Here is a 25,287-nt window from a genome sequence, read left to right as displayed (position 1 = left end):
GCAGGGGCCGGTGCAAGTACAGTGAGGGAATTGTGACAGAAACCAAGTCCCCGCGTCGGGTATGGACGACGCCTCCCATGCTATGGATGCAATAGCACAAACCCATCACGCACTCCGGCTCTGGCAAGGGCTGATGAGCTCTATCCGGGTGCTGATCCAGCAACACGGGGCCCATCCGGCTCGCACCGTGGTGCTGCTTCCGTACGCCCAGCTGATGCCGGTGGCCAAGCGCCTGTGGGCCCAGGAAGTGAAAGACGGCTTTGCCCCGCGCTTCGAAACGACCATGGAGTGGGCTGGGCGAGCCGACTTCTCGCCGGGGAACGACGACCTCAGCTTCGACATGGGCCGCGACCTCCTCACGTCGCGGACGTGGCTCGATCGCGCAGGGTTGGGCGCCCGCGGCGAACTGCTCGCGGGGCGGCTGGTCGAGGCGGCCTGGCAACTGGGCGCGCTTGCGGGCGCGGTCCCGCCCTCGGAGCGGCAGGCGTGGGCGGTGCGCGCGCGTGCAGCCGTAGCCATCGGCGCCGAGGCACCCGCACTGGCGCTGGAAGCGGCCATCGGCCGGATCGCCGTCGAGTGGGCTGCCGCATCGGCCTACGCCACCGACACGCTGCTGCGCACCGAAGTGGCCGCCACGATGGACCTGCTGATGGTGCTGGAAGGCTTCCAGACCGAGCCCCTCGCCCAGGCGCTCAGGCAAATCCTGGGCGACAAAGCCGTGACGCTGCGCCTGGACCAGGAAGTGCCACGGGGCGAAGTGCACCTTCACGAAGCGGGCGATCCGTCGCACGAGGCCGAGATGGCGGCGGCATGCGTGGTGCGCCACATCGAAGCGGGCAGGGTGCCGGTCGCACTCGCCGCCATCGATCGCGTGTTGACGCGGCGCGTCAGCGCCATGCTCACCGCGCGCAAGGTCGCCATTCGCGATGAGACCGGCTGGAAGCTGTCCACCACGCGGGCCGCGGCGCATGTGATGGGCGCATTGCGCGCCTGCGCCTGGGATGCCGGCAGCGACGCCGTGCTCGATTTCCTGAAGAATGCGCCCGCCGTGGCCCCGCGCTCCGCGCTGGCGCTGGAGCGCCGCGTGCGGCGCGAAGGCCTGCGCGAATGGCGTTCGGTGGCCTCGTTGCAGGGCAAGGAGGGCGCACGCTGGCCGGAGGTGATCGAACACGCGAACACCTGGCGTGAAGCCATGCAGCGCACCCGTGCGCTGCCCATGTGGCTGCAAGCGCTGCGCGAGCTGCTCCAGCACTGTGGCCATTGGCCACGCCTGCAAGCCGACGCCGCCGGGGCGCAGCTGCTGGACGAACTGGGGCTGGGCGAGGAGATGCAGGTGCATTGGGAGCAGTTCCCGCATGCCGGCCGGCGCCTCTCGCTCGCGGAATTTACCGCCTGGGCCGATGACGTCCTGGAGGCGGCGACGTTCAAACCCATCCATCCCCCGCAAGAGGAAGTCGTGATCCTGCCGTTCCACCAGTTGCTCGGCCGGGTGGCCGGCGCCTTGGTGCTGGCGGGATGCGACGAGTTGCGGCTCCCGGCGTCGCCGGAGCCGCCCGGTTCGTGGACGGCTGCGCAGCGCAACGCGCTGGGCTTGCCTTCGCGTGAAACGCTGGAGGCGCAGCTGCGCGCCGGCTGGGGCAACGCGCTGCAGACCCCGCACTGCGATGTGCTTTGGCGCCGCAGCGACGATAGCGGCGAGCCCGTGCTCGCCAGCAGCCTGGTGCAGGCGCTGCGACTGGGCGGGTTGGCGCCCGAGCCCGATCCGCGTGAGCTGCGCGAGCTTGCCGCCCATCCGGTGGCCAAGCCGTTGCCCGCCAGCGCGCATCTGGCGATCGAGCAGCTCTCGGCCAGCGCCTACGACGATCTGCGTCACTGTCCCTATCGCTTCTTCGCGCTGCGCCAGCTGGGATTGCAGGAAGCCGCGGAAATCGACACCGAACTGGGCAAGCGTGACTTCGGCAATTGGCTGCACAAGGTGCTGAGCACTTTCCATGAGGCACTACGCGCCAGCCCGGAACCGCCCGGCCCGGCTCGCGCCCAGCTGCTCGATATCACGGCGCAGGAAGTCACCCGCATCGAGGGATTGGACGAGGGCGAATTCTTGCCGTTTGCCGCAGCCTGGCCGCAAGTGCGCGACGGCTATCTGGCCTGGTTGGCCCGGCATGAGGGCAAGGGTGCGGTGTTCGAGCAGGCCGAGAGCGAACACAAGATCACGCTGGGGCCGGTCAAACTGATCGGCCGCATCGATCGCATCGACCGGTTGCCGGACGGCACCGTGATGGTCATGGACTACAAGACCGAGGCGCGCGCGACCACGTCCGCCCGCATCCGGCAGCCGGAGGAAGACACCCAGCTCGCTTTTTATGCGGCGCTGCTGGAAGACGACACGCTGCGCGCCGCCTACGTCAACATCGGCGAGCGCGGCAAGGCCGAGACGCTGGAGCAAAAGTCAGTCGTCGAGGCGCGCGACCTGTTGGTGCAGGGCATCCTGCACGATCTGGATCAGGTCGCCGGCGGGGCGTCGATGCCCGCGCTCGGAGAAGGCAAGGTCTGCGAGTTTTGTGCAGCGCGCGGCCTGTGCCGCAGGGACTGGTGGGTATGAACAAGGATTCGGGCCTCGCCTATGAACACAACGGCCAGCGCGTCAGCCGCGAGCGCTTCTACGCCATCGCTTGCGACCCGCGCCGCAGCGTGGCGGTGGAAGCCTGCGCGGGCGCGGGCAAGACATGGATGCTGGTGTCGCGGATCCTGCGCGCTTTGCTGGACGGCGCGAAGCCGCAGGAAATACTGGCCATCACATTCACGAAGAAGGCCGCCGGCGAAATGCGCCAGCGCCTGGAGGAGTGGCTGGAGGAGTTCGCCTCGGCACCGCCTGAAGTGCTGGACAAGGCGCTGCTCGAACGCGGCATCGCCCCGCAGTCGGACCCTGCGCTGCGTACCGCGCTCAAGGGCCTGTACGAGAGCCTGCTCGGTGGCGGCCGGCCGGTGCAAGTGCGGACCTTCCACAGCTGGTTCGCCGCCTTGCTGCGCAGTGCGCCGCTCTCCGTACTCGAGAACCTGGGCTTGCCGGCACGCTACGAACTGCTGGAGGACGACAGCGAAGCCATCGCCCTGGTCTGGCGCCGCTTCCACACGGCCGTGGCGGCCGAACCGAATGCGCGCCGCGACTACGAGGCATCGGTCGAAGCGCATGGGCGCTTCCAGACCCAGAAGGCACTGCATGCCGCGCTGGCCAAGCGTGTGGAATTCACCCTGGCGGACGCGCACGACGTGGTGGAAGCCTCGGTCGAACCATTCGCCACCGTGTATCCCGCATTCGCGGGCCACGTCGAACCCGAGGCGGCGCTGGAGACCGACGCAGCTCGCATACGCTGGCTCGCGCGCGCCCGCGCGCTGGGAATCGAAAAGAACAAGACGCCGCAAAAGGCCGCCCATGTCGTCGTGGATGCGTTCGAGACGTTCGACCTGCAGCTGCGCTTCAGCCTGCTGCGCAAGGCCTTCTTTGTCGCCGACGAAGACCGGCTGACCGCCAACCTGGCGAAGTTCCAGGCCGCGCAGGAAGCCGAGGCGGAACTGCAGGCTTTGTGCGCGGCCCAGGCGCAGCACCAGGCCTGGCTGCATCACCAGCGCATCACGCGGCTGGCGCGCGTGCTCATCGCCGAATTCAGTGCCCTCAAGCGTGAACGCGGCTGGATCGACATGAACGACGTCGAGAGTGCGGCGCTGGTGATGCTGTCCAACGACGTGTTGTCCGGCTGGGTACAGGAGCGGCTCGACGCGCGGATCCGGCATCTGCTGATCGACGAGTTCCAGGACACCAATCCGCTGCAGTGGCAGGCCTTGCGCGGCTGGCTGGGCAGCTACGCTGGTGCCGGAGGCTCCGGCCCCAGCGTCTTCATCGTGGGTGATCCCAAGCAAAGCATCTATCGTTTCCGCCGGGCCGAGCCGCAGGTATTCCACGCCGCCAAGGCCTTCGTCGTCGAGGGCTTGAGTGGCGACGTGCTGAGTTGCGACCACACGCACCGCAACGCCCCCGAGCTGATCGCAGTCGTCAATCGGGTGATGGAAACGGCGCAGCAAGCGGGCCAGTACGAGGGATTCCGCCCGCACACCACAGAGTCGAGCCAGCGCGGAACGATAGGCCGGCTCCCGGTGATCGAGCGGGCGGCCAAGCCGGCGATCGAGGAGGGCGCCGAACTCGCGCTGACCTGGCGCGATAGCCTGACCACCCCCCGTGAATTGCCCGAGGAAAAGCTGGTGACCCTGGAATGCCGCCAGGCGGCTGCCTGGGTCGGCGCGCAACTGGCCCAGGGCGCCCGGCCTGCCGACATCATGGTGCTGGCGCGCAAGCGCGACCGCCTGGCCGTGATGGAGGACGAGCTGCGGGCCCTGCGCATCCCGGCGCAGCAGCCCGAGAAAACCGAGCTGGGTGAAGCCCCGGAAGTCCAGGACATCGTGGCCTTGCTCGATCTGCTGGTCTCGACCACGCACGACCTGTCGATGGCGCGCGTACTGAAATCGCCCCTGTTTGCCGTGTCCGACGAGAGCCTGGTCCAGATCGCGCTGGCGGCGCGCCGCGCCCAGGCTGAAGGCCCGCCCTCGACTTGGTTCGAGCTGCTGCAGGCAACGCCGCCGCCGGCGCCGGACCTGCGCGAACCGGCGCAGGCACTCGCGAAATGGAAGGTCCTGGTGGACAGCCTGCCGCCGCATGATGCGCTCGAGGCCATCTACCACGAGGGCGACGTGCTGGCGCGCTTCGGTGCGGCAGCGCCCGTCCCGCTGCGCGAAGGCGTGCTCGCGAACCTGCGCGCGCTGCTGGGCGCGGCCTTGCAGGTGGATGGTGCCCGCTATGTGACGCCGTATGCCCTGGTCCGTGCCTTGAAGGCCGGCGGCGTGCGCGCGCCCGCAGTCACGCAGGCGGACGCCGTGCGCCTGCTCACGGTGCACGGGGCCAAAGGCCTGGAGGCGCCCATCGTGCTGATGCTGGACACCGACGGGGCCGCGCCCAAGCCGGAAACCATGGGCGTGATCGTCGAATGGCCGGGCGAGGCGCCGGCGCCGTGGCGCTTCGCTTTCCTCGCCAGCGAAAGCCGGCCGCCCGCGTGCAGCGTGGATGCGCTGGCGGTGGAGCTGGCGGCGCGCAAGCGCGAGGAACTCAACGCGCTGTATGTGGCGATGACGCGGGCACGGAATCGGTTGGTGATCTCGTCGGTGCAGCCGTACGGAGCACCGAGCGAAGGCACCCAGCAGGAGCCGCAGGACGAACATGCGCCGTCTCCGGCGAGCTGGTGGCAACGGCTGCAGGCGCTGTGTGAACCCATTCCAGTCCCGCCGCCGGCGGGCGCGGCGATCGAAGCCGGGGCGGCGCCGCCGGCCCCGCCGCTGTGCTTGCCTGTGGTGCCCGTCGCGCCACAACGGTTGCCGGCGGCCAAGCCGGTCGTCGCCAAGGCGGCGTCCACACCGGACTCGCTCTTCGGAGAGGCTGTCCACCGCCTGCTTGAAATTCGGATCCCGGGTTCCGCCACCTGGCCGCAGGCGCAGTTGCTGCGTGTTGGGCGCGAGTTCGGCTTGGCAGGTCCCACTGTGCATGAGGCCGCGACGATGGCGCAGCGCATCCTGGCCGGCGAGGGCGCCTGGGCCTGGAGCGAAACGGCGGTGGACTGGCAGGCCAACGAGGTAGAACTGGTGTATCAGGGTGAGCTGCTGCGCCTTGACCGGCTGGTGCGCCGCAGCGACACCCGCGAATGGTGGGTGCTCGACTTCAAATCGGCGTCCCGCCCCGAGCGCGATCCGGCCCTGCTGGGGCAGATGCACCGCTATCGCCTTGCGGTTCAGGCGGCTTACCCGGGGGCCGCGGTACAAGCCGCGTTCCTGACCGGCCGCGGCAAACTGGTGGTGGTGGCATGACGCTCGCGGTGGTGGGCGCAGGTCCTGCGGGATTGATGGCTGCGGAAGTGCTGTCCCAAGCCGGCTTGCAGGTGGAGGTCTTCGATGCCATGCCATCGGTGGGGCGCAAGTTCCTGTTGGCAGGCAAGGGCGGCCTCAATCTCACGCATTCGGAACCATTCGAACCCTTCGCCTCGCGTTACGGCGCCCGCCGTGCCCAGATCGAGCCCTTGCTCGAGCAATTCGGTGCGCAGGCGTTGCGCGACTGGGCGCAAGGCCTGGGCATCGCCACCTTCGTGGGCACATCCGGCCGGGTATTTCCGTCTGAAATGAAAGCGGCGCCGCTGCTGCGCGCCTGGTTGCAGCGGCTGCGCGGTGCGGGCGTGCAGTTCCACATGCGGCATCGATTCACGGGCTGGACCGAAGACGGAGCCTTGCAGTTCGAAGCGCCGCAGGGAGAGCGCATCGTGCGGCCCGAAGCCACGATGTTGGCTCTCGGCGGCGCGAGCTGGGCTCGCCTGGGCTCCGACGGCGCGTGGGTGCCGCTGCTGGAGGAGCGCGGCGTGAGCATCGCGCCCTTGCTGCCCTCCAATTGCGGGTTCGACGTGCGCGGTGGTTGGACCGAATATTTCGCCACCCGCTTCGCCGGACAACCGTTCAAGTCGGTCGCCATCCGCTTCCAGCAGTTCCACCGCCAGGGCGAGTTCGTCGCCACGGCCACGGGTGTCGAAGGAAGCCTCATCTATGCGGCGTCGGCGCAACTGCGCGACGAGATAGCGGCACGCGGGAGCGCCACGTTCGAGTTGGATTTGCTGCCTGCCCGGAGCGCGGCGCAGGTCCTCGCCGAGGTGGCTCATCCGCGTGGCTCGCGTTCGCTGTCCAGCCATCTCAAGAGCCGTCTGGGCCTGGAGGGCATCAAGATGGCGGTGCTGCACGAACTGGTGCCCAAGCCCGATCTGCACGATGCGGGCCGCCTGGCAAGTGCGATCAAGGCATTGCCGCTGACAGTGGTTGCCGCCAGGCCCATCGACGAAGCGATCAGCACCGCGGGCGGCGTTCGCTTCGAGGCCTTGGATAAAGGGCTCATGTTGCGCGAAGTGCCGGGCGTTTTCTGCGCGGGTGAAATGCTGGATTGGGAAGCGCCGACCGGTGGCTACCTGTTGACGGCCAGCTTTGCCACCGGTCGCGCGGCCGCGCTGGGGCTGCTGAGCTTTCTCGGCGTGCGCGCGGCCGCCTAGAACTTTGTGCGGTAGTAAATCATCGGCTTGCCGCCGCTGCGGCGCACCGTGATGCGGGCGCCGCTTTCCAGCTGGAAGCCGATGAAGCCGCGTTCGGCCACGAAGCCCGGTTGCGTCGGAGCCCGGCCGATTCTCATCTCCACGCGGGCGCCATAGCTGGGCTCGCGCAGCTGCACCAGCGACGCGGCATCGATGGGCGTCATCCGCCGCCATGCCGTCACGTCGATCCGGTAGTTGGTGTCCATCGTATAGCGCCAGTGGAGGCCGACGTCCATGCTTTGCCCGAGCCCCAGGCCATCGATGCTGGTCATGCCCAGGGACAGGCCCAGGGCCGAACGCCGCCGCGGCAGCCAGGTCATGTCGATGCGCGATGCGCGCGATGCGCCGTCTGGTTCGAACCGGGGAAGTGATGTGGCTGACACTTCCGGCACCGCGAGTTGCGCCACGACGGTGGCAGCAGCTTCGTCATCCTGCGCCCAGGCGCCGGTGCCGGAAAGGCAAAGCGCGATCGCCGCAGCCATGAAAAGCCAATACCTGGCGACAGCGTTTGACTGGCGCATCGGGCACACGACGACGGCGTTCATGGCACCTCCCAGCGGTTTATGGCTCGACTCTAGGTCTGCAGCACCTGGAAGTTTGTCGGACGCAACCCAGCGTTACAGTCAGCCGCCAGGAGGTCGCCGTTCGTGGCTGAACGGTAGTGGGAAAGAAGGGGAAAGTTGACGAGCCTTACCCCCGGCACTGGCTCCACAGTTAGGGCTGCTTGGTTCCCCACCTGACCCGGTTGGCCGCTTCACCATGCGGGGAGGCCCGTCAGGCTGTATTGTATTCGCAGGCAAGAGCCCCTTCGGCACTTTGGGTGGTTCGGAAGGTGGCCGCGAGCCAGCCCGTAGAATTCCCGCATGTCCTATCTCGTGCTCGCCCGCAAATACCGGCCCAAGACCTTCACGGAAATGGTCGGCCAGGAGCACGTGGTGCAGGCGCTGGGCAATGCGCTGACTCAGCAGCGCCTGCACCATGCCTATCTTTTTACCGGGACGCGGGGCGTCGGCAAGACCACCGTATCGCGCATCCTGGCCAAGTCTCTGAACTGCCAGGGGCCGGACGGCAACGGCGGTATCACGGCCGCGCCATGCGGCGTGTGCCAGGCGTGCACCGACATCGACAGCGGCCGCTTCGTGGACTACACCGAGCTCGACGCGGCGTCCAACCGCGGCGTCGACGACATGCAGTCGCTGCTGGAACAGGCGGTGTACAAGCCGGTGCAGGGCCGCTTCAAGGTCTTCATGATCGACGAAGTGCACATGCTGACGGGGCATGCCTTCAACACCATGCTCAAGACGCTGGAGGAGCCGCCCGAATACCTCAAGTTCGTTTTGGCCACCACCGATCCGCAGAAGGTGCCGGTGACCGTGTTGTCGCGCTGCCTGCAGTTCAACCTGCGGCCGATGGCGCCGGAAACCGTGCAGGAGCACCTGGCGCACGTCTTGCAGGCGGAGGGCGTCGAAGCCAACACCCAGGCGTTGCGCCTGCTGTCGCGCGCCGCTCGCGGCTCCATGCGCGACGCGCTGTCGCTCACCGATCAGGCAATCGCCTTTGGTGGTGGCAAGCTGGAAGAGGCCGCCGTGCGGCAGATGCTGGGCAGCGTCGATCGCGGCCATGTGTTGCGCCTGATCGATGCCTTGGCTCAAGGCGACGGCAAGACCGTGGTGGAAACGTCCGATGCGTTGCGCACGCTGGGCCTGAGCGCCGCGTCCACCCTGGAAGAAATGAGCGCGGTGCTGCAACGCATGGCCGTGATCCAGGCCGTGCCGTCTGCCGCCGACGACACGGATCCCGACGCGGCTGAGATTGCCCGCCTGGCCCAGTTGATGCCGGCGGACGAAACGCAATTGCTGTACAGCATGTGCCTGCATGGCCGCGGCGAGCTGGGCTTGGCCCCGGACGAATACGCGGCATTGACCATGGTGCTGCTGCGACTGCTGGCCTTTAAAGCGCCCGCAGCGGAAAAAAAAACTCTGACTGAACCGGCCCAGGAGCGGCCGCTGCAGGCGCCGGCCCCGGCCCGCACCGCCGTGCCCGCGGTGGGCGCGCCACCAGGCCGGGTCCTCCCGGTCATGGAGTCGCGCGAGGTGAGGCCGCCGCAGCGGCCGGCCGGCGGCGCGCCCGCCGCTGCTCCCGCTGTCCCGGTCACCGGCCGGCCTGCCGCCGAGGTGGTGGGCGTGCCCGTGCGGGTTCAACCCGAGTCGCCGCGCGACGCTCAAGGCCCGGCCACAACGACCGTCATTCCCACGGAAGAGGGTGATTTCTGGCATGCCACGGTGGCTCAGCTCGTGGCGCGCGAGGCGATCACGGCGTTGGTGCGCGAGCTGGCCCTGCAATCCCAGCTGGTGGCCCGCGACCAGGAACACTGGATGCTGCGCGTGGAGCGCGAGTCGTTGAATCAGCCCGCCGCCCGTGAGCGCCTGAAGGCCGCCTTGCAAGGCGCGGGGCACGCGGTCAACCTGAGCGTCGAGGTGGGCATGGTGACGGACAGCCCGGCGCGCCGCAACGCCGCCGCCGCGGCGGAAAAACAGCGTGCTGCCGAGGAGATCATCCTCGGCGACCCTTTTGTCCAGGACATGATGCGCGACTTTGGCGCGAAAATCGTCCCTGGAAGCATCAAGCCAGTGACCACTAATTAAGCAAAGGAACCCCATGTTCAACAAAGGACAACTCGCCGGCCTCATGAAACAGGCCCAGGCCATGCAGGACAACCTGAAGAAGGCCCAGGAGGAACTGGCGCACATCGAGGTGACCGGCGAATCCGGGGCCGGCCTGGTGAAGGTCACGATGACCTGCAAGCACGACGTCAAGCGCATCACGATCGACCCGAGCCTGCTGGCAGACGACAAGGACATGCTGGAAGACCTGGTCGCCGCCGCCTTCAACGCCGCCGTGCGCAAGGCAGAGGAAACCTCGCAGGAGAAGATCGGCAAGCTCTCGGCCGGCATGCCGGGGCTGCCGGGCGGGATGAAGCTCCCGTTCTAAGCCAGCTGATGGCCGACAACAACGCACTCAACGCACTGATCGAGGGGCTTCGCCGCCTGCCGGGTGTGGGGGTCAAGTCGGCTTCGCGAATGGCGTTTCACCTGTTGCAGCACGACCGGGCCGGGGCCCAGCTGCTGGCTCAAGCCCTGCAGCAAGCGGCAACACAGATCAAGCATTGCAGCCTGTGCCATACCTTCACGGAGAACGAGGTCTGCGCCACCTGCCGGGATCCGCGGCGCGATGCCAGCAAGCTGTGCGTGGTGGAAACACCCGCGGACCAGGCGGCCGTGGAGCGCACTGCCGCATTCAAGGGGCTTTATTTCGTGCTGATGGGCAAGCTGAGCCCGCTCGACGGGATCGGGCCCAAGGACATCGGCCTGGCGAAGCTCTTCGACCGGGCCACCAACGGCGTGGTGCAGGAAGTGATTTTGGCGACCAACTTCACCGCGGAGGGTGAAGCCACGGCGCATGTGATCGGGGAGGCGCTCAAGGCGCGCGGCCTGAAGGTCACACGGCTGGCGCGCGGGGTGCCGGCGGGCAGTGAGCTGGAGTACGTGGATTTGGGGACAATCGCGCACGCGCTGGTGGACAGAAGATAAAAAAGAGGGGATGAGGATGCAATTTGCCCGTTTCACGGTGGCTTACTGGTGCGTGCTAATCGCCGCATTGCTGCCCTTAGGCTGCGCCTGGCTGGCCAAGTCCAGCGGGTTCGGCAAGCCCCGCAAGCAGGGTGGTTTCGACAACCGCGACCCGCGCGGCTGGCTGGCGCGCCAGACCGACTGGCAAGCGCGCGCCAATGCCGCGCAGGCCAATAGTTTCGAAGCCCTGCCGTTTTTCATCGGCGCCGTGATCATCGCCCACCAGCTTGGGGCGCCACAGACGAGGCTGGACATCCTGGCCCTGGTGTTCGTCACGCTCAGGGTCATCTACATCGCGATGTACGTGGCCGGATTGCCCACGATCCGGTCGGCCATCTGGGCGCTGGCGCTCCTGGTGAACATAGCTATTTTGTTCACTGGGTATCGCTGATCGCAGCGGCTTCCCAACTTACGTGGAAACCCGCACGGGATGTTCCCGATGCGGTGCAGCATTGCCCTGGCTAACCTCGCAAACAAGCAAGCAAGGCCTATCCAGGAAAAACATGATCATCTCCCGCCGTACGTTCACCTCGGCCGCGGCTTTGACGGCTGCCGCCATTGCCGCGCCGGCGCTGCGAGCGCAGGTCAAGCTCGAAAAAAGCAAGGTTTCCATCGCCGTGGGGGGCAAGGCCGCGTTTTACTACCTGCCGCTGACGATTTCCGAGCAACTGGGTTACTTCAAGGCCGAAGGCCTGGACGTCGAGATTTCCGACTTTGCCGGCGGCGCGCGTGCGCTGCAGGCGTTGGTGGGCGGCTCCTCCGATGTGGTGAGCGGTGCCTACGAGCACACCATCAACATGCAGAGCAAGAACCAGTACATCCAGGCTTTCGTGCTGCAGGGCCGTGCGCCGCAGATCGCCGTGGGCGTCTCGACCAAGGCCATGCCGAACTACAAGACGCTGACCGACCTCAAGGGCAAGAAGATCGGCGTTTCGGCGCCCGGGTCGTCCACCAACATGGTTGCGAACCTGGTGCTCTCGCGTGCCGGCATCAAGGCCAGCGAAGTCAGCTTCGTGGGCGTGGGAACGGCAGCGGGCGCGCTGGCGGCGCTGCGTTCGGGCCAGATCGACGCCATGAGCAACACCGATCCGGTGATGACCATGCTGGAGCAAAAGGGCGACGTGAAGATCATCAGCGACACGCGCACGCTCAAGGGCACCATCGATGTCTTCGGTGGCCCCATGCCCGCAGCCTGCTTCTACTCGCACACCGACTTCGTGCTGAAGAACCCCAACACCTGCCAGGGCCTGGCCAACGCCATCGTTCGCGGCCTCAAGTGGCTGCAGACGGCCGGGCCCAGCGACATCATCAAGACCGTGCCGGAAGGCTATCTGCTGGGTGACCGCGCGCTGTACCTCGCATCCTTCAACAAGGTGCGCGAAGCCATCTCGCTCGACGGCCTCATCGCCGAAGAGGGCACACGCACCGCACTGAAGGCGCTGGCCAGCTTCGATCCGGCCATCAAGCCCGAAAAGATCGAGTTGGGCAAGACCTACACCAACGAGTTTGCGCGCCGCGCCAAGGACCGGTTCAAGGCGTAGTCTTTGCGCCCGTCCCGCGTTGCTGGAACTGCTTGGGCGACAAGCCGAACCTCGCGCGAAATTCGCGCGAAAAATGCGCGCCGTCTGAGAATCCGCAATCCAGCGCAGTCTCGGTGATACTGCGCGGGTTGTTCAGCAGCAGCCAGCTAGCGTACTCGAGCCGCAGGCCGCGCTGGAATGCCGTGGGTGACATGCCCAACGCCTGGCTGAACGCGCGTTCGAGCTGGCGCCGGCCGACGCCTACGTAGCGGGCGGTGGCGTCCAGCGTTGGTGGATCGTCCACCCGCTGCTCCAGATAGTGGGCTGCGCGCCGGACGCGCACGTCCTGAATGCCCGAGAGGTCGGCGTAGAAATGAGCTTGAGGCAGGCGCGACGGCCGCATTCCCTGCAGCATCATATGCCTGACCGCCTGTTGCGACTTGTCGCGGCCGCAATGGCGGGTGACCAAGTACAGGCCCAAATCTATGGCAGCTGTCGAGCCCGCACAAGTGATCAGGTCACCCTCATCAACGAAAAGTCGGTCGACCACTGCACGGGTTGCCGGAAAGCTGGCGCGAAACGAATCGAGCACGTTCCAGTGCACGCAAACTGTGCGCGCGCCGATCAGGTCGGCGTGCGCCAGTGCGAATGTTCCGGTGCAGATTCCGAGCAAGCGAACGCGCGCGGCGGCGGCGGTACGCAACCAATCGCGCAGCTGCGGCGGCACGTAGTTGTTCGGATAGTCATTGCCCCCGCAGACGGCGATGTAGTCGAAGGCCGTGACGTCGTCCGCCAACGCGCCTTCGACGTCCAGAGTGAGTCCGGCGCTCGACGTGCGGGGCTTTCCGTCCCAACTCATTACTCGCCAGCTGGCATGGATTTTCCGGCTTCGCCCTCCATGGTCGGCCGCGAGGCGAAGCACGTCGACCAGGCCGGCAAATGCGGTCAGAGTGAACTGCTCCAACAGCACGAACCCGATCCTCAGTTCGGGTTTTCCCCACCCGACGTCGTCGTCCGGGGCGCCGTCGGGCAAAGGAGTGCAGTCAGTCGGGGGTCGCGAGGAAGGCATGACGCAATTATTCAACTTTGCGGCCCGCGACTTCAAGCGAACTAATCGGCGCAGGGAGAAGATGCGTCTGCCCATCACCATTCATGGCAACTCACCAAGAGGAACTTTCATGACAACGCGCAATTGCACTACCCTCGCGTCCGTATTGTTTTTTGCAGGCGCAGCCGCTCTGTCGCAGGCGGCCCTGGCTCAGCAGGGCAAGCTCACGGTCGCATGGTACGGCGGCAACTGGGGGGAAGCCTTCAACGCGTGTGTGGCCGAGCCCTTCACCAAGGCTACTGGCATTAAGGTGGTCCCGGAAATCGGCACTTCGACGACGACGCTGGCCAAACTGCAGCAGCAGAAGGCGGCAACGACGATTGACGTCGCATGGATGGACGGCGGAATCAGCGAACTCGCGCAGCAGGCGGGCGTACTGGAAGACCTGAATGTCCGGGCTATCCCCAACATGGCCAACGTGCTCGACCAGGCGGTCTATCGCAGCGGCAAGAACACGTTCGCAGTGGGTACCGGCTACTATTCGATGGGCCTGGTTTACAGCACCAAGGAGGTCAAACAACCACCCACCAGCTGGAAAGACCTGTGGAAGCCCGAGTACGCCGGAACAGTAGCGCTGCCCTCGCCATCGAACTCCGCGGGCGTGCCGATCGTTTTCTTCCTGGCCAAGGTGTGGGGCGTCGATGCCGCCCGTCTCGACCCGCTGTACGACAGAATCCGCTCGCTCAACACCGCGCTATTTTTCGACAGCTCCGGCGCGGCGACTAACGCGTATCAGAGCGGGGACGCCGTTATTGGCGCGCATTTCAATGTTGGAGCCTGGGACTTGATCGACAAGGGCGTGCCCATTGGCTTTGCGGTGCCAAAGGAAGGCGTGTGGGCAACCGACGCCCGTCTGCACATCGTCAAGGGAACACGCAATAAGGCCGCAGCCGAACAGTTCGTCAACACTGCGCTTTCTCGCGAGGCATCGGCATGTCTGGCGACAAAACTCTACCTTGGGCCGTCAGTCAAGAACGTGAGCGTCCCCACTGAGGTTGCGCGCAAACTGCCTTGGGGCACGGACGGCTCGGTTGCGAACCTGAATCTCCTGGACTGGAACGTGATCAACCAGCGGCGCGCGGAGGTGACCGACGCATGGAACCGCCAGGTCGCCCGTAAACGCTAAGCATTGCCCACCCGATGTCTGCCATTGTCACTATCGACGGCGTTCGCAAGCGCTTCGGCGAGCACCCCGTGCTGGACGTTATTCAGCTGACGGTCGAGCAGGGCGAATTCATTGCCCTGCTCGGGCCCAGCGGCTGTGGGAAGACGACGCTACTGCGGACCATCGCGGGGTTCGTGGAACCGGACGCGGGCCGCATCGTCATCGACGGCCAGGACGTCAGTGGTTGGCCGCCGCATCGTCGCCCGCTCAATACGGTCTTCCAGAATTACGCCCTGTTTCCGCACATGAGCGTGCAGGAGAACGTGGCGTATGGCCCGCGCCGCCAAGGCATCGCCCGAGCCGAAGCCGAAGAGCGCTCGAAAGACGCGCTTGAACTGGTGGGACTGGCAAGCTTGGGCTCGCGCTACCCCGCCGAACTATCCGGCGGCCAGCAGCAACGGGTCGCCCTGGCCCGGGCGGTGGTCAATCGGCCCAAGCTGCTGCTGCTCGACGAACCCTTGTCGGCGCTGGACATGAAGCTCCGCAAGCGCATGCAGCTGGAGCTCAAGCACCTACAGGAAAAGCTCGGCATAGCGTTTCTGTTCGTGACGCACGACCAGGAGGAGGCGATGAGCATGGCCGACCGGATCGTCGTCATGAATGCGGGGCGAGTGGAGCAGGTGGGAACCGGCACCGGTATTTATCGTGCGCCCGCGAACCGCTTTGTCGCCGAATTCATCGGTGAGGCCAACTTCATCGATTTCGTTGCGGGCTCCAGCGGCTTCGTGCACCTGGCGACGCAGCAGTTGGAAATCCCGCACCTGCGGGCTCGTGCGGACCGGGGCGTGGCCGTGTTGCGGCCCGAACACTTACTGCTCGTGGCGGAAGGTGGGGCGGGGGAACCTCCCGCCGCTGCAGCGGCAGCCGGTCGCTGCGTTCTTGGCGGAACGGTCAAGGACGTGGTCAGCGTAGGCAGTCACACTTTCATCCACGTCGACGTCGAAGGTCGCATTCTGGTGGCACGCGCGTCGGGGCTGCCCGATGAGTCCATGCAACCGGGGCGGCCCGCGCGGCTGGAATTCCTGGCTGCCAATTTGCACCAACTGGAGGATCGGGAGTGACACGCGGCGGCATGACTGCTCCGGCGTTGCTGCTTGCTGCTGCGCTGGCCTTCTTTGGCGCGTTCTTCCTGGCGCCGCTGGCGGTCGTTGTGTTGGCAAGCTTCACCCAAGGGCCAGGCGACGGCACCATTACTCTCAGGCACTACATCCATGTACTGGCCGATCGCTACCATTGGGACGTCATTGTCGTCACGTTCCGCATCGCGCTTGCAACGACACTGGTCTGCCTCGTTCTGGGGTATCCGCTCGCCTGGTACCTGGTGCGCATAGCAAAATGGCGCGCCTGGCGGCGTGCCTGCTTGATTCTCCTGGTCGTGCCACTGTTTACGAGCAACATTGTTCGATCATTCGGCTGGATGGTGCTGCTGGGACGCACCGGACTGGTGAACCAGGGACTGGTGGCAACGGGCCTGACGGACCAGCCCATTCGTTTCCTGGGTACCGAGACCGGCATCCTGATCGGGATGGTCTATGTGTTGTTGCCCTTCGTCGTGCTCGGAGTGGGAAACGCATTGGCCCGGGTGGACGCCGACCTCGAACGTGCTTCGGCCGACCTGGGCGCGAGTCCCCGCGCGACCTTCTGGCATGTCACGCTCCCCTTGACGCTGCCTGGCGTGATGTCCGCCGCCATCATGGTTTTCACGCTCGCGGTCAGCGCCTACGTCACGCCGGCCCTCCTGTCGGGTGGCCGCATCACCGTCTTGTCGATGTTGATCTTCCAGCAGTACAGCTCGGTCTTCGATGTTCACTACGGCGGGGCGCTGAGCGTCGTGTTGCTTGTGTTCACACTGGTCATGGTCGGCATTGCCGCGCGCATCGGCGAAACACCTGGGAGGGCGCGATGAGCGCAAGGTTGGCAATTCGGGCGTTATCGTGGGCGGTCCTCGGCTTCCTCGTGTTGCCGCTCGCCGTGATCGTTGGCGCCTCTCTGACGGCGTCCCAGTTTCTGGCCTTTCCCCCACAAGGGCTGACCCTGGACTGGTACCGCAAAATGCTGGGCGACCCCAGTTACGTAGCCGCCTTCACCACCAGCATCCTGCTGGCGCTGGCGGCGACCGTGGCGGCCGTCGTGATGACCGTGCCTGCCGCGCTGGCCCTGGCGCGCCATGAATTTCCGGGAAAGCGCCTGGTGTCGGCGATGCTGCTCTCGCCGCTGGTTCTGCCTCACATCGTGCTGGGTGCAGCGCTGCTGCAATTCGGCGCTTACTTCGGCTTGACGCGAAGCTTCCTGGCTTTGGCAATCGGTCACACCGTGATCGTGGCGCCATTCGTGCTTCGTAGCACGCTGTCGCTTCTCACGCTTGAGCAACGCGCGCTTGAGGAAGCGTCCGCCGATCTCGGGGCAAATGGCTTGACGACGTTCTTCCTGGTCGTGCTGCCCCAGATCCGACCGGGCGTAGTAGCCGGATCGATCTTCGCCTTTATTTCCTCGTTCATTAACGTTGAGTTGTCAATCTTCAACACGACGTCGGAGCTCAACACCATACCCGTGAAGCTTTTCAACTATGTGCAATACACGATAGACCCGACGATCGCGGCCGTGTCGGGTGCGACCATCGCGTTCGCGGCGGTTGTCATCGTCATTCTCGACTTGACGCTCGGCCTGGACATGCTGTCCGAGCGCAGATAAACCCTCCCTCCGTCTTCCTCATCTAGGACCACCAGCCATGCAAAAACAGGACACGTTCGACGTCATCTATACCCATACCGAGGGCGAACCACTGTGCATCATTCACAGCGGCATTCCATATCCGCCCGGCAGCAGCATCCTGGAAAAGCGCGCTTTTCTGGAAGAACGATACGACTGGCTGCGCCTCGCGCTGATGCGTGAACCGCGGGGCCACAAGGACATGTTCGGCGTCTTCCTGACGCCGCCCTCGGGACCAGGGTTCGACGCGGGCCTTATTTACATCGACGGCACCGAGTATTCCCACATGTGCGGCCACGGCACGATTGCGGTCAGCATGGCCATGGTGGCCCTCGGCTTGGTGCCGCGCGGGGAAAACGGCATGACGAAGATTCGTTTCGAAACGACCGCGGGGCTGGTTGTGTCCGAAGTTGCCAGCGAAGGCAATGAGGTCCTCTGGACGCGCTTCGAGAATGTTCCCGCCTATGTCGCAGAAAGGGATGTCCCCGTCGACCTGCCCGGCTACGGCAAGGTCGCTGCCGACATCGTGTGGGGCGGCAACTATTTCGGCATCATAGATCTATCGACAACCAAGCTGCGGATTTCGCCGAACAACGGCACGGAGCTGGCGCGGCTGGGTGTTCTGGCGCGCGATCAGATCAATGCGCAAAAGCGTCTGCAGCACCCGACGCAGGCTCACGTGAATAACCTCAACTTCGTGACCTTCTGGCATGAGCCGACAATAGAAGGTGCGTTTTACAAGAACGTCCACGTGTTCAGCGCAGGGCAACTCGATCGCTCGCCCGGTGGCACCGGAACCAGCGCGATGATGGCGATGTTCGAGGCGCGTGGGAAGATGGGGCTCAACCAGCCGATTCGCTCGGAAGGTTTGCTGGGCAGCGGAACCTTCGAAGGATGCCTGCTGGGCGTGGTCGACCTGAACGGCACGCGCGCGGTGCGCCCAACCGTAAAGGGAACAGCCAGCATTGTGGGGACCGCGCGCTGGGTGATCGATCGCAAGGACCCCGTTGGTGCAGGATTTCTGATTCGTTGAAGGGAGCGACGGGCCGAGAAGGCCCGACGCGGCGTTTGATCGATGCGGAATTTCAGGTACGCTCGCGCGCATGCCTGAATTCGCGCTCGAACTCAATCGCATCACCGTCACCTTCCATTCGCCGGACGAACCGGCGCAGCGATATACGGCCGTGGCCGACACCACGCTGCGCATCCGCGCGGGCGAGTTCGTGTCGGTGGTCGGGCCCACGGGTTGCGGCAAATCGACGCTGCTGAATATCGGGGCGGGCCTGCTCCAGGCGTCTTCCGGCGACATCAAGGTGTTCGGCCAGTCCCTGCAGGGCATCAATCGGCGCGCCGGCTACATGTTCCAGACCGAGGCATTGATGCCCTGGCGCAGCGCCATCGACAACGTGATGGTGGGTTTGCAGTATCGGGGCGTACCCGATGCCGATGCCAGAAAGCAGGCGCAGGCCTGGCTGGAACGCGTGGGCCTCGGTGAATTCGGCGATCGTTACCCGCATCAGCTCTCCGGCGGCATGCGCAAGCGCACGGCGCTGGCCCAGGTGCTGGCGCTCGACCCGGACATCATCCTCATGGACGAGCCCTTCAGCGCGCTGGACATCCAGACCCGCCAGCTGATGGAAAACGAAGTGCTGGACCTGTGGGCCGCCAAAAAGAAGGCCGTGCTCTTCATCACGCACGATCTGGACGAGGCCATCGCGATGAGCGATCGCGTGGTGGTCTTGTCGGCGGGGCCGGCGACCCGGCCGATCGGAGAGTTCGACATCGACCTGCCGCGCCCGCGCGACGTCGCCGAAGTGCGCACCCAGCCGCGCTTCGTCGAATTGCACAAGCAGATATGGGATGTGCTGCGCGACGAGGTTCTTAAGGGCTACGCCCAGCAACTGAAAAAGGCGGCCTGATGTTCGACGCGATGAAGCCTTCCGGCAAGAACCTGCGCTACTGGCAGGTGGGCCTTCTGATCGCGGTACTGGTCTTCTGGCAGCTGATCTCGCGCAACCAGCAATATGCCTTTTTCCTGGGCGAGCCGATCAAGGTGGCGGGCCGCATCTGGTCGTGGTTCATGCCTTTCGGCTTCGAGCCCACGGACCTGTTTCCCGACGGCTTGCCGGGACGCGCGGACATCTACCAGCACCTGGGCGTGACGCTGCTGGAGACCGTGCTGGCCTTCGGATTGGGTACGGTGCTGGGCCTCGTTTTCGGCCTGTGGCTGGCGCTGGCGCCCACGGCCAGTGCGATCCTGGATCCCTACATCAAGGCGGCCAACTCCATGCCCCGCGTGATCCTCGCGCCGATTTTCGGCATGTGGTTCGGCCTGGGCATCTGGAGCAAGGTGGCGCTGGCCGTGACGCTGGTGTTCTTCATCGTGTTCTTCAACGTCTACCAGGGCGTGAAGGAGGTCAGCCCGGTGGTGCTGGCCAATGCCCGCATGCTCGGCGCCAACCAGAAGCAACTGCTGCGCACGGTGTATCTGCCCAGCGCGACCAGCTGGGTGTTCTCCAGCCTGCACACTTCGGTGGGCCTGGCCTTCGTGGGCGCGGTGGTGGGCGAGTACCTGGGTTCGGCGCGCGGCGTCGGTTACCTGATCCTGCAGGCCGAAGGCACCTTCGACGTCAACACCGTGTTCGCGGGCATCGTGGTGCTGACCTCGTTTGCACTCGTTCTCGACGGCTTGGTGGGCCGGATCGAGAAGCGGCTGATGAAGTGGCAGCCGCGCCAAGGCGAAACCGAGAAACTCTGAAAAAAAAGCCCGGCGAAAACCGGGTTTTTTCACGTCAGCGATTAGCTGCGGCGCGGGTCGTCCGGATAGCGGTCGCGGCGATTATTGACGCCGTCGCCGTCGCGGTCGCGGTCGTCCTTGTTCATGATGCCGTCGCGGTCCAAGTCACCATGCGGACCGAAGCGGCGCGCTTGGCGCTGGTTGCGCGGGCTGTCCGGATCGTCGCGGTTGGCGATGCCGTCACGGTCGCGGTCGCCATAGGGGCCGCGCCGTTCCCAGGTGTTGCCCACCAGGTACCAGCTGCCGTCGCCGCGTTGCACCCAGCGCGGCTCGCGATAGTCGTAGCCTTCTCGGGCCTGCACCCAATGGCCGGACACCCAGACGTACTGGTTGCCGCGCCATTCATGATGGCCAGGTGCCCATACATGGCCGCGGCGCGGCGGGGGCGTCACTTCCTGCACCGGCGCAGGCGGGGCCGTCGACACGATGGCGGTGTACTGCGCGTTGGCCGCCGTCGGGGCGAGACCGATCAGCGAGCCGGCGGCAACGATGGCGCCCAAAAGAGATTTCTTGAACATAGTCAACTCCTTGCAGTAGCAATAAGTTGACTCTGCCTCAGCGCGAGCGCAGGCCGCATCGGACCGGATAGCGAACTTCCGTGGGACCTGTCCTGCGCGAGAGCAGTTACGAGTTGTAGCTCAGCGGCGCTTCACTGCCTTGGTCGGGCGCTTCGGAACAGCGCGCGACGCGGCCCCGGCACGACCGCTGGATTTGGCGCCGGCGCGAACCGGGCTGCGGGTTGCGGCCCGCACGGGCAAGAAGAGGACCACCTGCTGGCCCACCTTGAAGGCGGCCGAGGCACCCACGTCATTCCATTCGGCAACCTGCGCCGCGTTGAGCTTGTACCGCTTGGCGATGCTGGCGACGGTATCGTGCTTGCCGGCCTTGACGGCGGTGCGGCGAGTCACGTTTTCAGGTGCCAGGTTCAACTGGCCGTTATCGGCGACATGGCTGGTCACGTCATCCTGCATCTTGGCCGTGCGCGGCACGATCAGTACCGAGCCTGCCTTGATCAGCATGCGGGGCGGGATGGCATTGACGCTGCGCAGGTCGGCCTCGCTCATGCCGACACGGCGCGCGGCCTCGCCCACGCTCATCGTAGAGGGCGCGCTCCACGCGGTCCAGCTTGCGTACTGGCCCGCCGTGTAGGCCTCGAAGTTGCGCTGGAAGACCTTGGCGTTGTCCCAGGGCAGCAGGATTTGCGGTGTGCCCGCCGCCAGGATGACCGGCCGGTGCATCGACGGGTTCAATGCCTTGAAGTCTTCGACGGAGATGTCGGCCAGCCGTGCCGCCAGTTCGACGTCGATGTCGCGTGAGACAACGACGCTTTGGAAATAGGGATGGTTTTCGATCAGCGGCAGTTCGGTGCGGAAATTTTCCGGGCCGGCCACGATGTTCTTGACGGCCTGCAGCTTGGGAACGTAGTAGCGCGTTTCGTTGGGCATGTTCAGGTCGACATAGGTCGTGCCCAACCCGCTTTTCTGGTTGCGCGCGATGGCCCGGCCGACGCTGCCTTCACCCCAGTTGTAGGCTGCCAGCGCCAGGTGCCAGTCGCCGAACATGCCATGCAGTTTCTGCAGGTAGTCCAGGGCCGCTCGCGTGGAAGCCAGGACGTCGCGCCGGTCGTCGCGGAACACGTTCTGCTTGAGTTCGAAGTATTGGCCGGTGGCCGGCATGAACTGCCACATGCCGGCGGCACGCGCACTGGACACCGCCTGCGGATTGAACGCGCTCTCCACGAACGGCAGCAGGGCCAGTTCCGTAGGCATGTTGCGGCGCTCCAGTTCCTCCACGATATGGAACAGGTACTTGCGCGAACGCTCGGTCATTCGCTGGATGTAGTCGGGGCGGGTGGAGTACCACTGTTCCTGCTGGCGCACCAGGTCGCTGTCCAGGTTGGACATCTTGAAGCCGCGGCGGATGCGCTCCCACAGGTCCGCCGGGGGTTGCAGTTGGGCGACACCGCGCGATGCCGCTTCGGCTGCGGTAATGGGTTGCAGGGGTCCGCCCGGGATGACGGCCGGCGCATCGCGCTTTGCCGAAGTGACGGGGGCGGGGGCTTGCGGCTCCGAGGCGGGCGGTGTGGCACAACCGGCCAGTGCCAACAGGAGGGAAAGGCCCGCGATGTGAAGCAGTCTCATTAGGTTCTTTTTTCCATTGCCGAAGGGCGGCAAGCATGTCCATGTCGTCCAACGGAGCGACGGCACGGGGTATAGTGGATCAGCTCAGCATTATGAGGTTCCACAGCCCGCGCAAATTTATCGAGCGATGCCAGCATTTGGGCGGGCGTTCCCTCGAAAAGCCGCCCACATCCGTTAGAAAACAACGGGGCGCCGCAAAAACAGTAATGGTACGCCATCGAATTCTTCGCCGTAATAGGCAATATCCCCGGAAGTGTGACCGACCGCGCCCATATGGTCCGCGTGACGGTGCGTGACTAGAATCGCATCTAGTTGCAGGTCGTCGCGCTGCAAGAAGGCCATTGCGGGCTATGCCCGTTGCCCGTCATGCAACAGCCAGAGGTAATTATCTTGGAAGGCCGGCAGCGGTATTAACTTCATGAGCGACCAGATTATAGGAATGCGGCAGTGGTTCGAGACCCCGCCCGGTCGTTACCTTCTGGCGTGGGAGCGTGCCGAGTTCGACCGGGCTGTAGGGGACATCTTCGGCTATCACGCGCTGCAGCTCGGCCTTCCTGAACTCGACACATTGCAAGCCAACCGCATGACGCACAAGTGGCTGGCCTTGCGCGAGCCGGCGCCGGCCGACTCGGCGCAACTGCGGCCGGCCCTGATCACGGATTTCGCGGCCCTGCCGTTCGAGGCGAACAGCCTGGACCTGGTGGTGCTGCCCCATTCTCTGGAACTGAATACCGATCCGCACGCGACTTTGCGCGAAGTCGAGCGCGTCCTGGTGCCCGAGGGCAAGGTGGTGATCTGCTGCCTGAACCCGGCCAGCCTGTGGGGCCTGCGCCAACGGCGTGCCCATCTGTACCGCCGCCTCGGGTTCGGTGAACTGTTCCTGCCCGACGCGGGCGATTTCATCGGCTATTGGCGGCTGCGCGACTGGCTCAGGCTCCTGAGCTTCGAGGTCGAGTCCGGTAACTTCGGCTGCTACCGGCCCGCCATGAACAGCGAGAAATGGCTGGACCGCTACGACTGGCTGGACCACGCGGGCGAGCGCTGGTGGCCGATCTTCGGCGCGGTCTATTTCCTGGTGGCGGTGAAGCGCGTGCGCGGCATCAAGCTGATGGGCCCGGCCTGGAAGTCAAAGAAAGCAATAGCGACCGCGCCCGTTCCGCTAGCGAACCGGCGCCGTCGTCCCACCTACATGGAAGAGCATTTGTGAATTCTGTCGATATCTACACGGACGGCGCCTGCAAGGGAAACCCCGGCCCGGGCGGCTGGGGTGTGCTGATGAAATCCGGCGCCACCGAAAAAGAACTGTTCGGCGGCGAACGCCTGACCACCAACAACCGCATGGAGCTGATGGCCGTCATCCAGGCGCTGCAGGCCCTCAAGCGCCCCTGCGCCGTGACCCTCTACGTGGACAGCCAGTATGTGCTCAAGGGCATGACCGAATGGCTGCCGGGCTGGAAAGCCAAGGGTTGGCGCACCTCGACCAAGCAGCCCGTCAAGAACGTGGAGCTTTGGCAGGCCCTGGACGAACTGGTGAACAAGAGCGGCCACGCCATCGACTGGCGCTGGGTGCGGGGCCACGACGGCAATCCCGGCAACGAACGCGCCGATGTGCTGGCCAATCGCGGCGTCGAAGTGGCTTTGGGCCGATTGCCCGCGCCAATGTAAAGACGGGGTAAAAACCGGGCGCGAGCCGCGGGGCCGGCCCCTCGGACTTAGGGCGACCGCAAATGCCCGGTTAGCATGCTCCTGATACATTGGTGGGTTGGTTTTCCAACAATAACCAACTTTGCCCATTGCAGGCTCTGATCTTTCATGGCATCGAAAGCAATTTACACCGTCATCGCCGTCGTAGGCATCGCAGCTGCCTCCGGAGCGGCCTGGTGGTACCAGAACAAGCCCAGCAAGCCTGCAGCCGAGGGCGCGGCCCCGGCGGCTGGCGCGCCGCAGGCTGGTGCGGCTTCAGGGCCCGCGCGGCCGCCCTCGGTCGAAGTGGCGCGGGTGGAATCCATCAGGATCACTGACGAAGCGCAGGCCGTGGGGAGCCTGCGATCGCGGCAAAGCGTGGTGCTGAAGCCGGAAGTCAGCGGCCGTGTGACCCGGCTGAACTTCCGCGACGGCGAGAAGGTGCGGCGCGGCCAACTGCTGGTTCAGCTGGACGACCAGCTGCCCCTGGCGCAGCTGCAGCAGGCACAGGCCGAACTGTCCATTGCCCAGGCCAACCACAAGCGCAACCAGGAGCTGGTGGCGCAGAACTTCATCAGCAAGCGTTCGGTGGACGAAAGCGCCGCCAACCTGCAGGTGGCGCAAGCCAAGCTGTCGCTGGCCAGGGCCACCGCGGCGCGGCTTCGCATCACCGCACCGTTCGACGGCATCGCAGGCATTCGCACCGTCAACGTAGGCGACTACCTGAAGGACGGCGCCGAAATCGTGAACATCGAAGATATCGACGCGGTCCTGGTGGACTTCAGGCTGCCCGAGCGCTTCCAGACCAAGGCCCAGCGCGGCCAGACGGCGCTGGTGGAGATCGACGCGTTGCCCGGGCGCAAGTACGAGGCCGTGGTCCAGGCCATCGATCCCCTGGTGGATGCCAATGGCCGCTCGATCGGCATCCGCGGGTGCATCGACAACCGGAACATGGAACTGCGCCCCGGCATGTTCGCCCGCATCACCGCGGTGTTTGGCCAGCGCGAGAACGCGCGCGTCATTCCCGAGGAGGCCATCGTTCCGCAGGGCGGGCGCCAGTTCGTCATCCGGCTGGTGGACGGGCCCGACCAGGACACCAAGATCGCCCAGCGGGTGGAAGTGAAGGTCGGCGTCCGCCAGCCCGGCCGTGTGGAGATCACCGAGGGCCTGCAACCCGGCGAGATCGTCGTGACGGCGGGCCAGCAGCGGATACAGAAAGACGGCATGCCGGTGCGGGTGGTCGAACTCAGCCGTCCGGGCGCTACGCCGGCTCGGCAGGGCGCATCGGCTGCGCAAGGAATTTCCGCCGCACCCCCCGCTCCAAAGACCAACGGCGCCAACCCCTGCGGCGCTTCGCGCACCTGACGAGGAC

At 65.5% G+C, this 25,287-nt stretch carries 22 protein-coding genes, 1 other RNA gene and 1 pseudogene; 18 read left to right on the top strand and 6 right to left on the bottom strand.

All coding sequences use genetic code 11. From position 1 onward, the window contains the following. The first annotated feature begins 133 nt into the window (after positions 1–133). From HNE04_RS02200 to HNE04_RS02190, 3 genes are read left to right on the top strand one after another with little or no spacing between them, the layout of a single operon-like run. Entirely contained in the window at positions 134–2,602 is a 2,469-nt protein-coding gene (locus HNE04_RS02200) for a PD-(D/E)XK nuclease family protein (RefSeq protein WP_235964711.1), read from the top strand. Further along, a complete protein-coding gene (locus HNE04_RS02195) occupies positions 2,599–5,907 on the top strand; it encodes a UvrD-helicase domain-containing protein (RefSeq protein ID WP_172216322.1) in 3,309 nt (1,102 codons plus the stop codon). Before HNE04_RS02200 ends, HNE04_RS02195 begins: the two co-directional genes overlap by 4 nt. After that, positions 5,904–7,124 carry a TIGR03862 family flavoprotein gene (locus HNE04_RS02190; RefSeq protein ID WP_172216320.1) on the top strand — a complete coding sequence of 407 codons (1,221 nt, stop codon included), beginning with the start codon at positions 5,904–5,906 and terminating at the stop codon, positions 7,122–7,124. Before HNE04_RS02195 ends, HNE04_RS02190 begins: the two co-directional genes overlap by 4 nt. On the opposite strand, the gene HNE04_RS02185 is transcribed toward HNE04_RS02190, so the two are convergent. Further along, positions 7,121–7,708, bottom strand: coding sequence for a hypothetical protein (locus HNE04_RS02185; RefSeq protein WP_172216319.1), 588 nt, complete (start codon positions 7,706–7,708; stop codon positions 7,121–7,123). The two genes, HNE04_RS02190 and HNE04_RS02185, sit on opposite strands and share 4 nt — an antisense overlap. 134 nt (positions 7,709–7,842) lie before the next feature. Beyond that, an RNA gene (gene ffs / locus HNE04_RS02180) (signal recognition particle sRNA small type) lies at positions 7,843–7,939 on the bottom strand. An 87-nt stretch (positions 7,940–8,026) separates the two neighbouring features. Between ffs and dnaX the strand changes: the two genes are divergently transcribed. From dnaX to HNE04_RS02155, 5 genes are all read left to right on the top strand, one after another. After that, the gene (gene dnaX / locus HNE04_RS02175; protein ID WP_172216317.1) at positions 8,027–9,808 is read left to right on the top strand and encodes a DNA polymerase III subunit gamma/tau; all 1,782 of its coding nucleotides are present in this window, start codon (positions 8,027–8,029) and stop codon (positions 9,806–9,808) included. A gap of 13 nt (positions 9,809–9,821) precedes the next feature. Then, entirely contained in the window at positions 9,822–10,154 is a 333-nt protein-coding gene (locus HNE04_RS02170; RefSeq protein ID WP_172216315.1) for a YbaB/EbfC family nucleoid-associated protein, read from the top strand. Between the two features lie 8 nt (positions 10,155–10,162). After that, positions 10,163–10,753, top strand: coding sequence for a recombination mediator RecR (recR, locus tag HNE04_RS02165; protein ID WP_172216313.1), 591 nt, complete (start codon positions 10,163–10,165; stop codon positions 10,751–10,753). Between the two features lie 16 nt (positions 10,754–10,769). Then, positions 10,770–11,183, top strand: a complete 414-nt coding sequence (locus tag HNE04_RS02160; protein ID WP_172216311.1) for an MAPEG family protein — start codon at positions 10,770–10,772, stop codon at positions 11,181–11,183. A 115-nt stretch (positions 11,184–11,298) separates the two neighbouring features. Then, positions 11,299–12,333 (top strand): ABC transporter substrate-binding protein, encoded by a 1,035-nt coding sequence (locus HNE04_RS02155; RefSeq protein ID WP_328700251.1) that lies wholly within the window; start codon positions 11,299–11,301, stop codon positions 12,331–12,333. On the opposite strand, the gene HNE04_RS02150 is transcribed toward HNE04_RS02155, so the two are convergent. Then, complete coding sequence (locus HNE04_RS02150) at positions 12,323–13,381, bottom strand: GlxA family transcriptional regulator (protein ID WP_172216307.1); 1,059 nt, start codon at positions 13,379–13,381, stop codon at positions 12,323–12,325. The two genes, HNE04_RS02155 and HNE04_RS02150, sit on opposite strands and share 11 nt — an antisense overlap. Between HNE04_RS02150 and HNE04_RS02145 the strand changes: the two genes are divergently transcribed. The 7 genes from HNE04_RS02145 to HNE04_RS02115 all read left to right on the top strand — a co-directional run bounded on the left by HNE04_RS02145 (position 13,380) and on the right by HNE04_RS02115 (position 20,052). Then, complete coding sequence (locus HNE04_RS02145) at positions 13,380–14,546, top strand: ABC transporter substrate-binding protein (protein WP_235964710.1); 1,167 nt, start codon at positions 13,380–13,382, stop codon at positions 14,544–14,546. The genes HNE04_RS02150 and HNE04_RS02145 overlap by 2 nt on opposite strands. 14 nt (positions 14,547–14,560) lie before the next feature. Then, positions 14,561–15,646 carry an ABC transporter ATP-binding protein gene (locus tag HNE04_RS02140; RefSeq protein ID WP_172216305.1) on the top strand — a complete coding sequence of 362 codons (1,086 nt, stop codon included), beginning with the start codon at positions 14,561–14,563 and terminating at the stop codon, positions 15,644–15,646. A gap of 11 nt (positions 15,647–15,657) precedes the next feature. Continuing rightward, the gene (locus tag HNE04_RS02135; RefSeq protein WP_172216303.1) at positions 15,658–16,491 is read left to right on the top strand and encodes an ABC transporter permease; all 834 of its coding nucleotides are present in this window, start codon (positions 15,658–15,660) and stop codon (positions 16,489–16,491) included. Beyond that, positions 16,488–17,276 carry an ABC transporter permease gene (locus HNE04_RS02130; protein WP_172216301.1) on the top strand — a complete coding sequence of 263 codons (789 nt, stop codon included), beginning with the start codon at positions 16,488–16,490 and terminating at the stop codon, positions 17,274–17,276. The genes HNE04_RS02135 and HNE04_RS02130 overlap by 4 nt, the downstream gene beginning before the upstream one ends. A gap of 37 nt (positions 17,277–17,313) precedes the next feature. Next, the gene (locus tag HNE04_RS02125) at positions 17,314–18,327 is read left to right on the top strand and encodes a proline racemase family protein (RefSeq protein WP_172216300.1); all 1,014 of its coding nucleotides are present in this window, start codon (positions 17,314–17,316) and stop codon (positions 18,325–18,327) included. A 70-nt stretch (positions 18,328–18,397) separates the two neighbouring features. After that, a complete protein-coding gene (locus tag HNE04_RS02120) occupies positions 18,398–19,213 on the top strand; it encodes an ABC transporter ATP-binding protein (RefSeq protein WP_172216299.1) in 816 nt (271 codons plus the stop codon). Then, a complete protein-coding gene (locus HNE04_RS02115; RefSeq protein WP_172216298.1) occupies positions 19,213–20,052 on the top strand; it encodes an ABC transporter permease in 840 nt (279 codons plus the stop codon). The genes HNE04_RS02120 and HNE04_RS02115 overlap by 1 nt, the downstream gene beginning before the upstream one ends. Before the next feature lie 41 nt (positions 20,053–20,093). Here HNE04_RS02115 and HNE04_RS02110 read toward each other — a convergent pair whose 3' ends face one another. The 3 genes and pseudogenes from HNE04_RS02110 to HNE04_RS02100 all read right to left on the bottom strand — a co-directional run. Beyond that, a complete protein-coding gene (locus tag HNE04_RS02110; RefSeq protein ID WP_172216297.1) occupies positions 20,094–20,609 on the bottom strand; it encodes a YXWGXW repeat-containing protein in 516 nt (171 codons plus the stop codon). Positions 20,610–20,729: 120 nt separating this feature from the next. Further along, entirely contained in the window at positions 20,730–22,232 is a 1,503-nt protein-coding gene (locus HNE04_RS02105; RefSeq protein ID WP_172216296.1) for a transglycosylase SLT domain-containing protein, read from the bottom strand. Between the two features lie 14 nt (positions 22,233–22,246). After that, positions 22,247–22,652 (bottom strand): annotated as a pseudogene (locus HNE04_RS02100) (MBL fold metallo-hydrolase); the annotation flags it as partial. On the opposite strand from HNE04_RS02100, the gene HNE04_RS02095 reads away from it, so the two are divergent. The 3 genes from HNE04_RS02095 (at position 22,651) to HNE04_RS02085 (ending at position 25,280) form a co-directional block, all read left to right on the top strand. Next, a complete protein-coding gene (locus HNE04_RS02095; protein ID WP_235964709.1) occupies positions 22,651–23,439 on the top strand; it encodes a class I SAM-dependent methyltransferase in 789 nt (262 codons plus the stop codon). The pseudogene HNE04_RS02100 and the gene HNE04_RS02095 overlap by 2 nt on opposite strands. Beyond that, a complete protein-coding gene (rnhA, locus tag HNE04_RS02090; protein WP_172216295.1) occupies positions 23,436–23,897 on the top strand; it encodes a ribonuclease HI in 462 nt (153 codons plus the stop codon). The genes HNE04_RS02095 and rnhA overlap by 4 nt, the downstream gene beginning before the upstream one ends. Before the next feature lie 147 nt (positions 23,898–24,044). Continuing rightward, positions 24,045–25,280: an efflux RND transporter periplasmic adaptor subunit gene (locus HNE04_RS02085; RefSeq protein WP_172216294.1), complete on the top strand. Its 1,236-nt coding sequence runs from the start codon at positions 24,045–24,047 to the stop codon at positions 25,278–25,280. Positions 25,281–25,287: the final 7 nt, after the last annotated feature.

Origin of the sequence: Caenimonas soli, assembly GCF_013155545.1 — a bacterium.
Classification (GTDB): Bacteria; Pseudomonadota; Gammaproteobacteria; order Burkholderiales; family Burkholderiaceae_C; genus Ramlibacter; species Ramlibacter soli.
The sequence above is the reverse complement of the archived record's forward strand: the minus strand, read 5'-3'. Positions and strand labels throughout refer to the sequence as shown.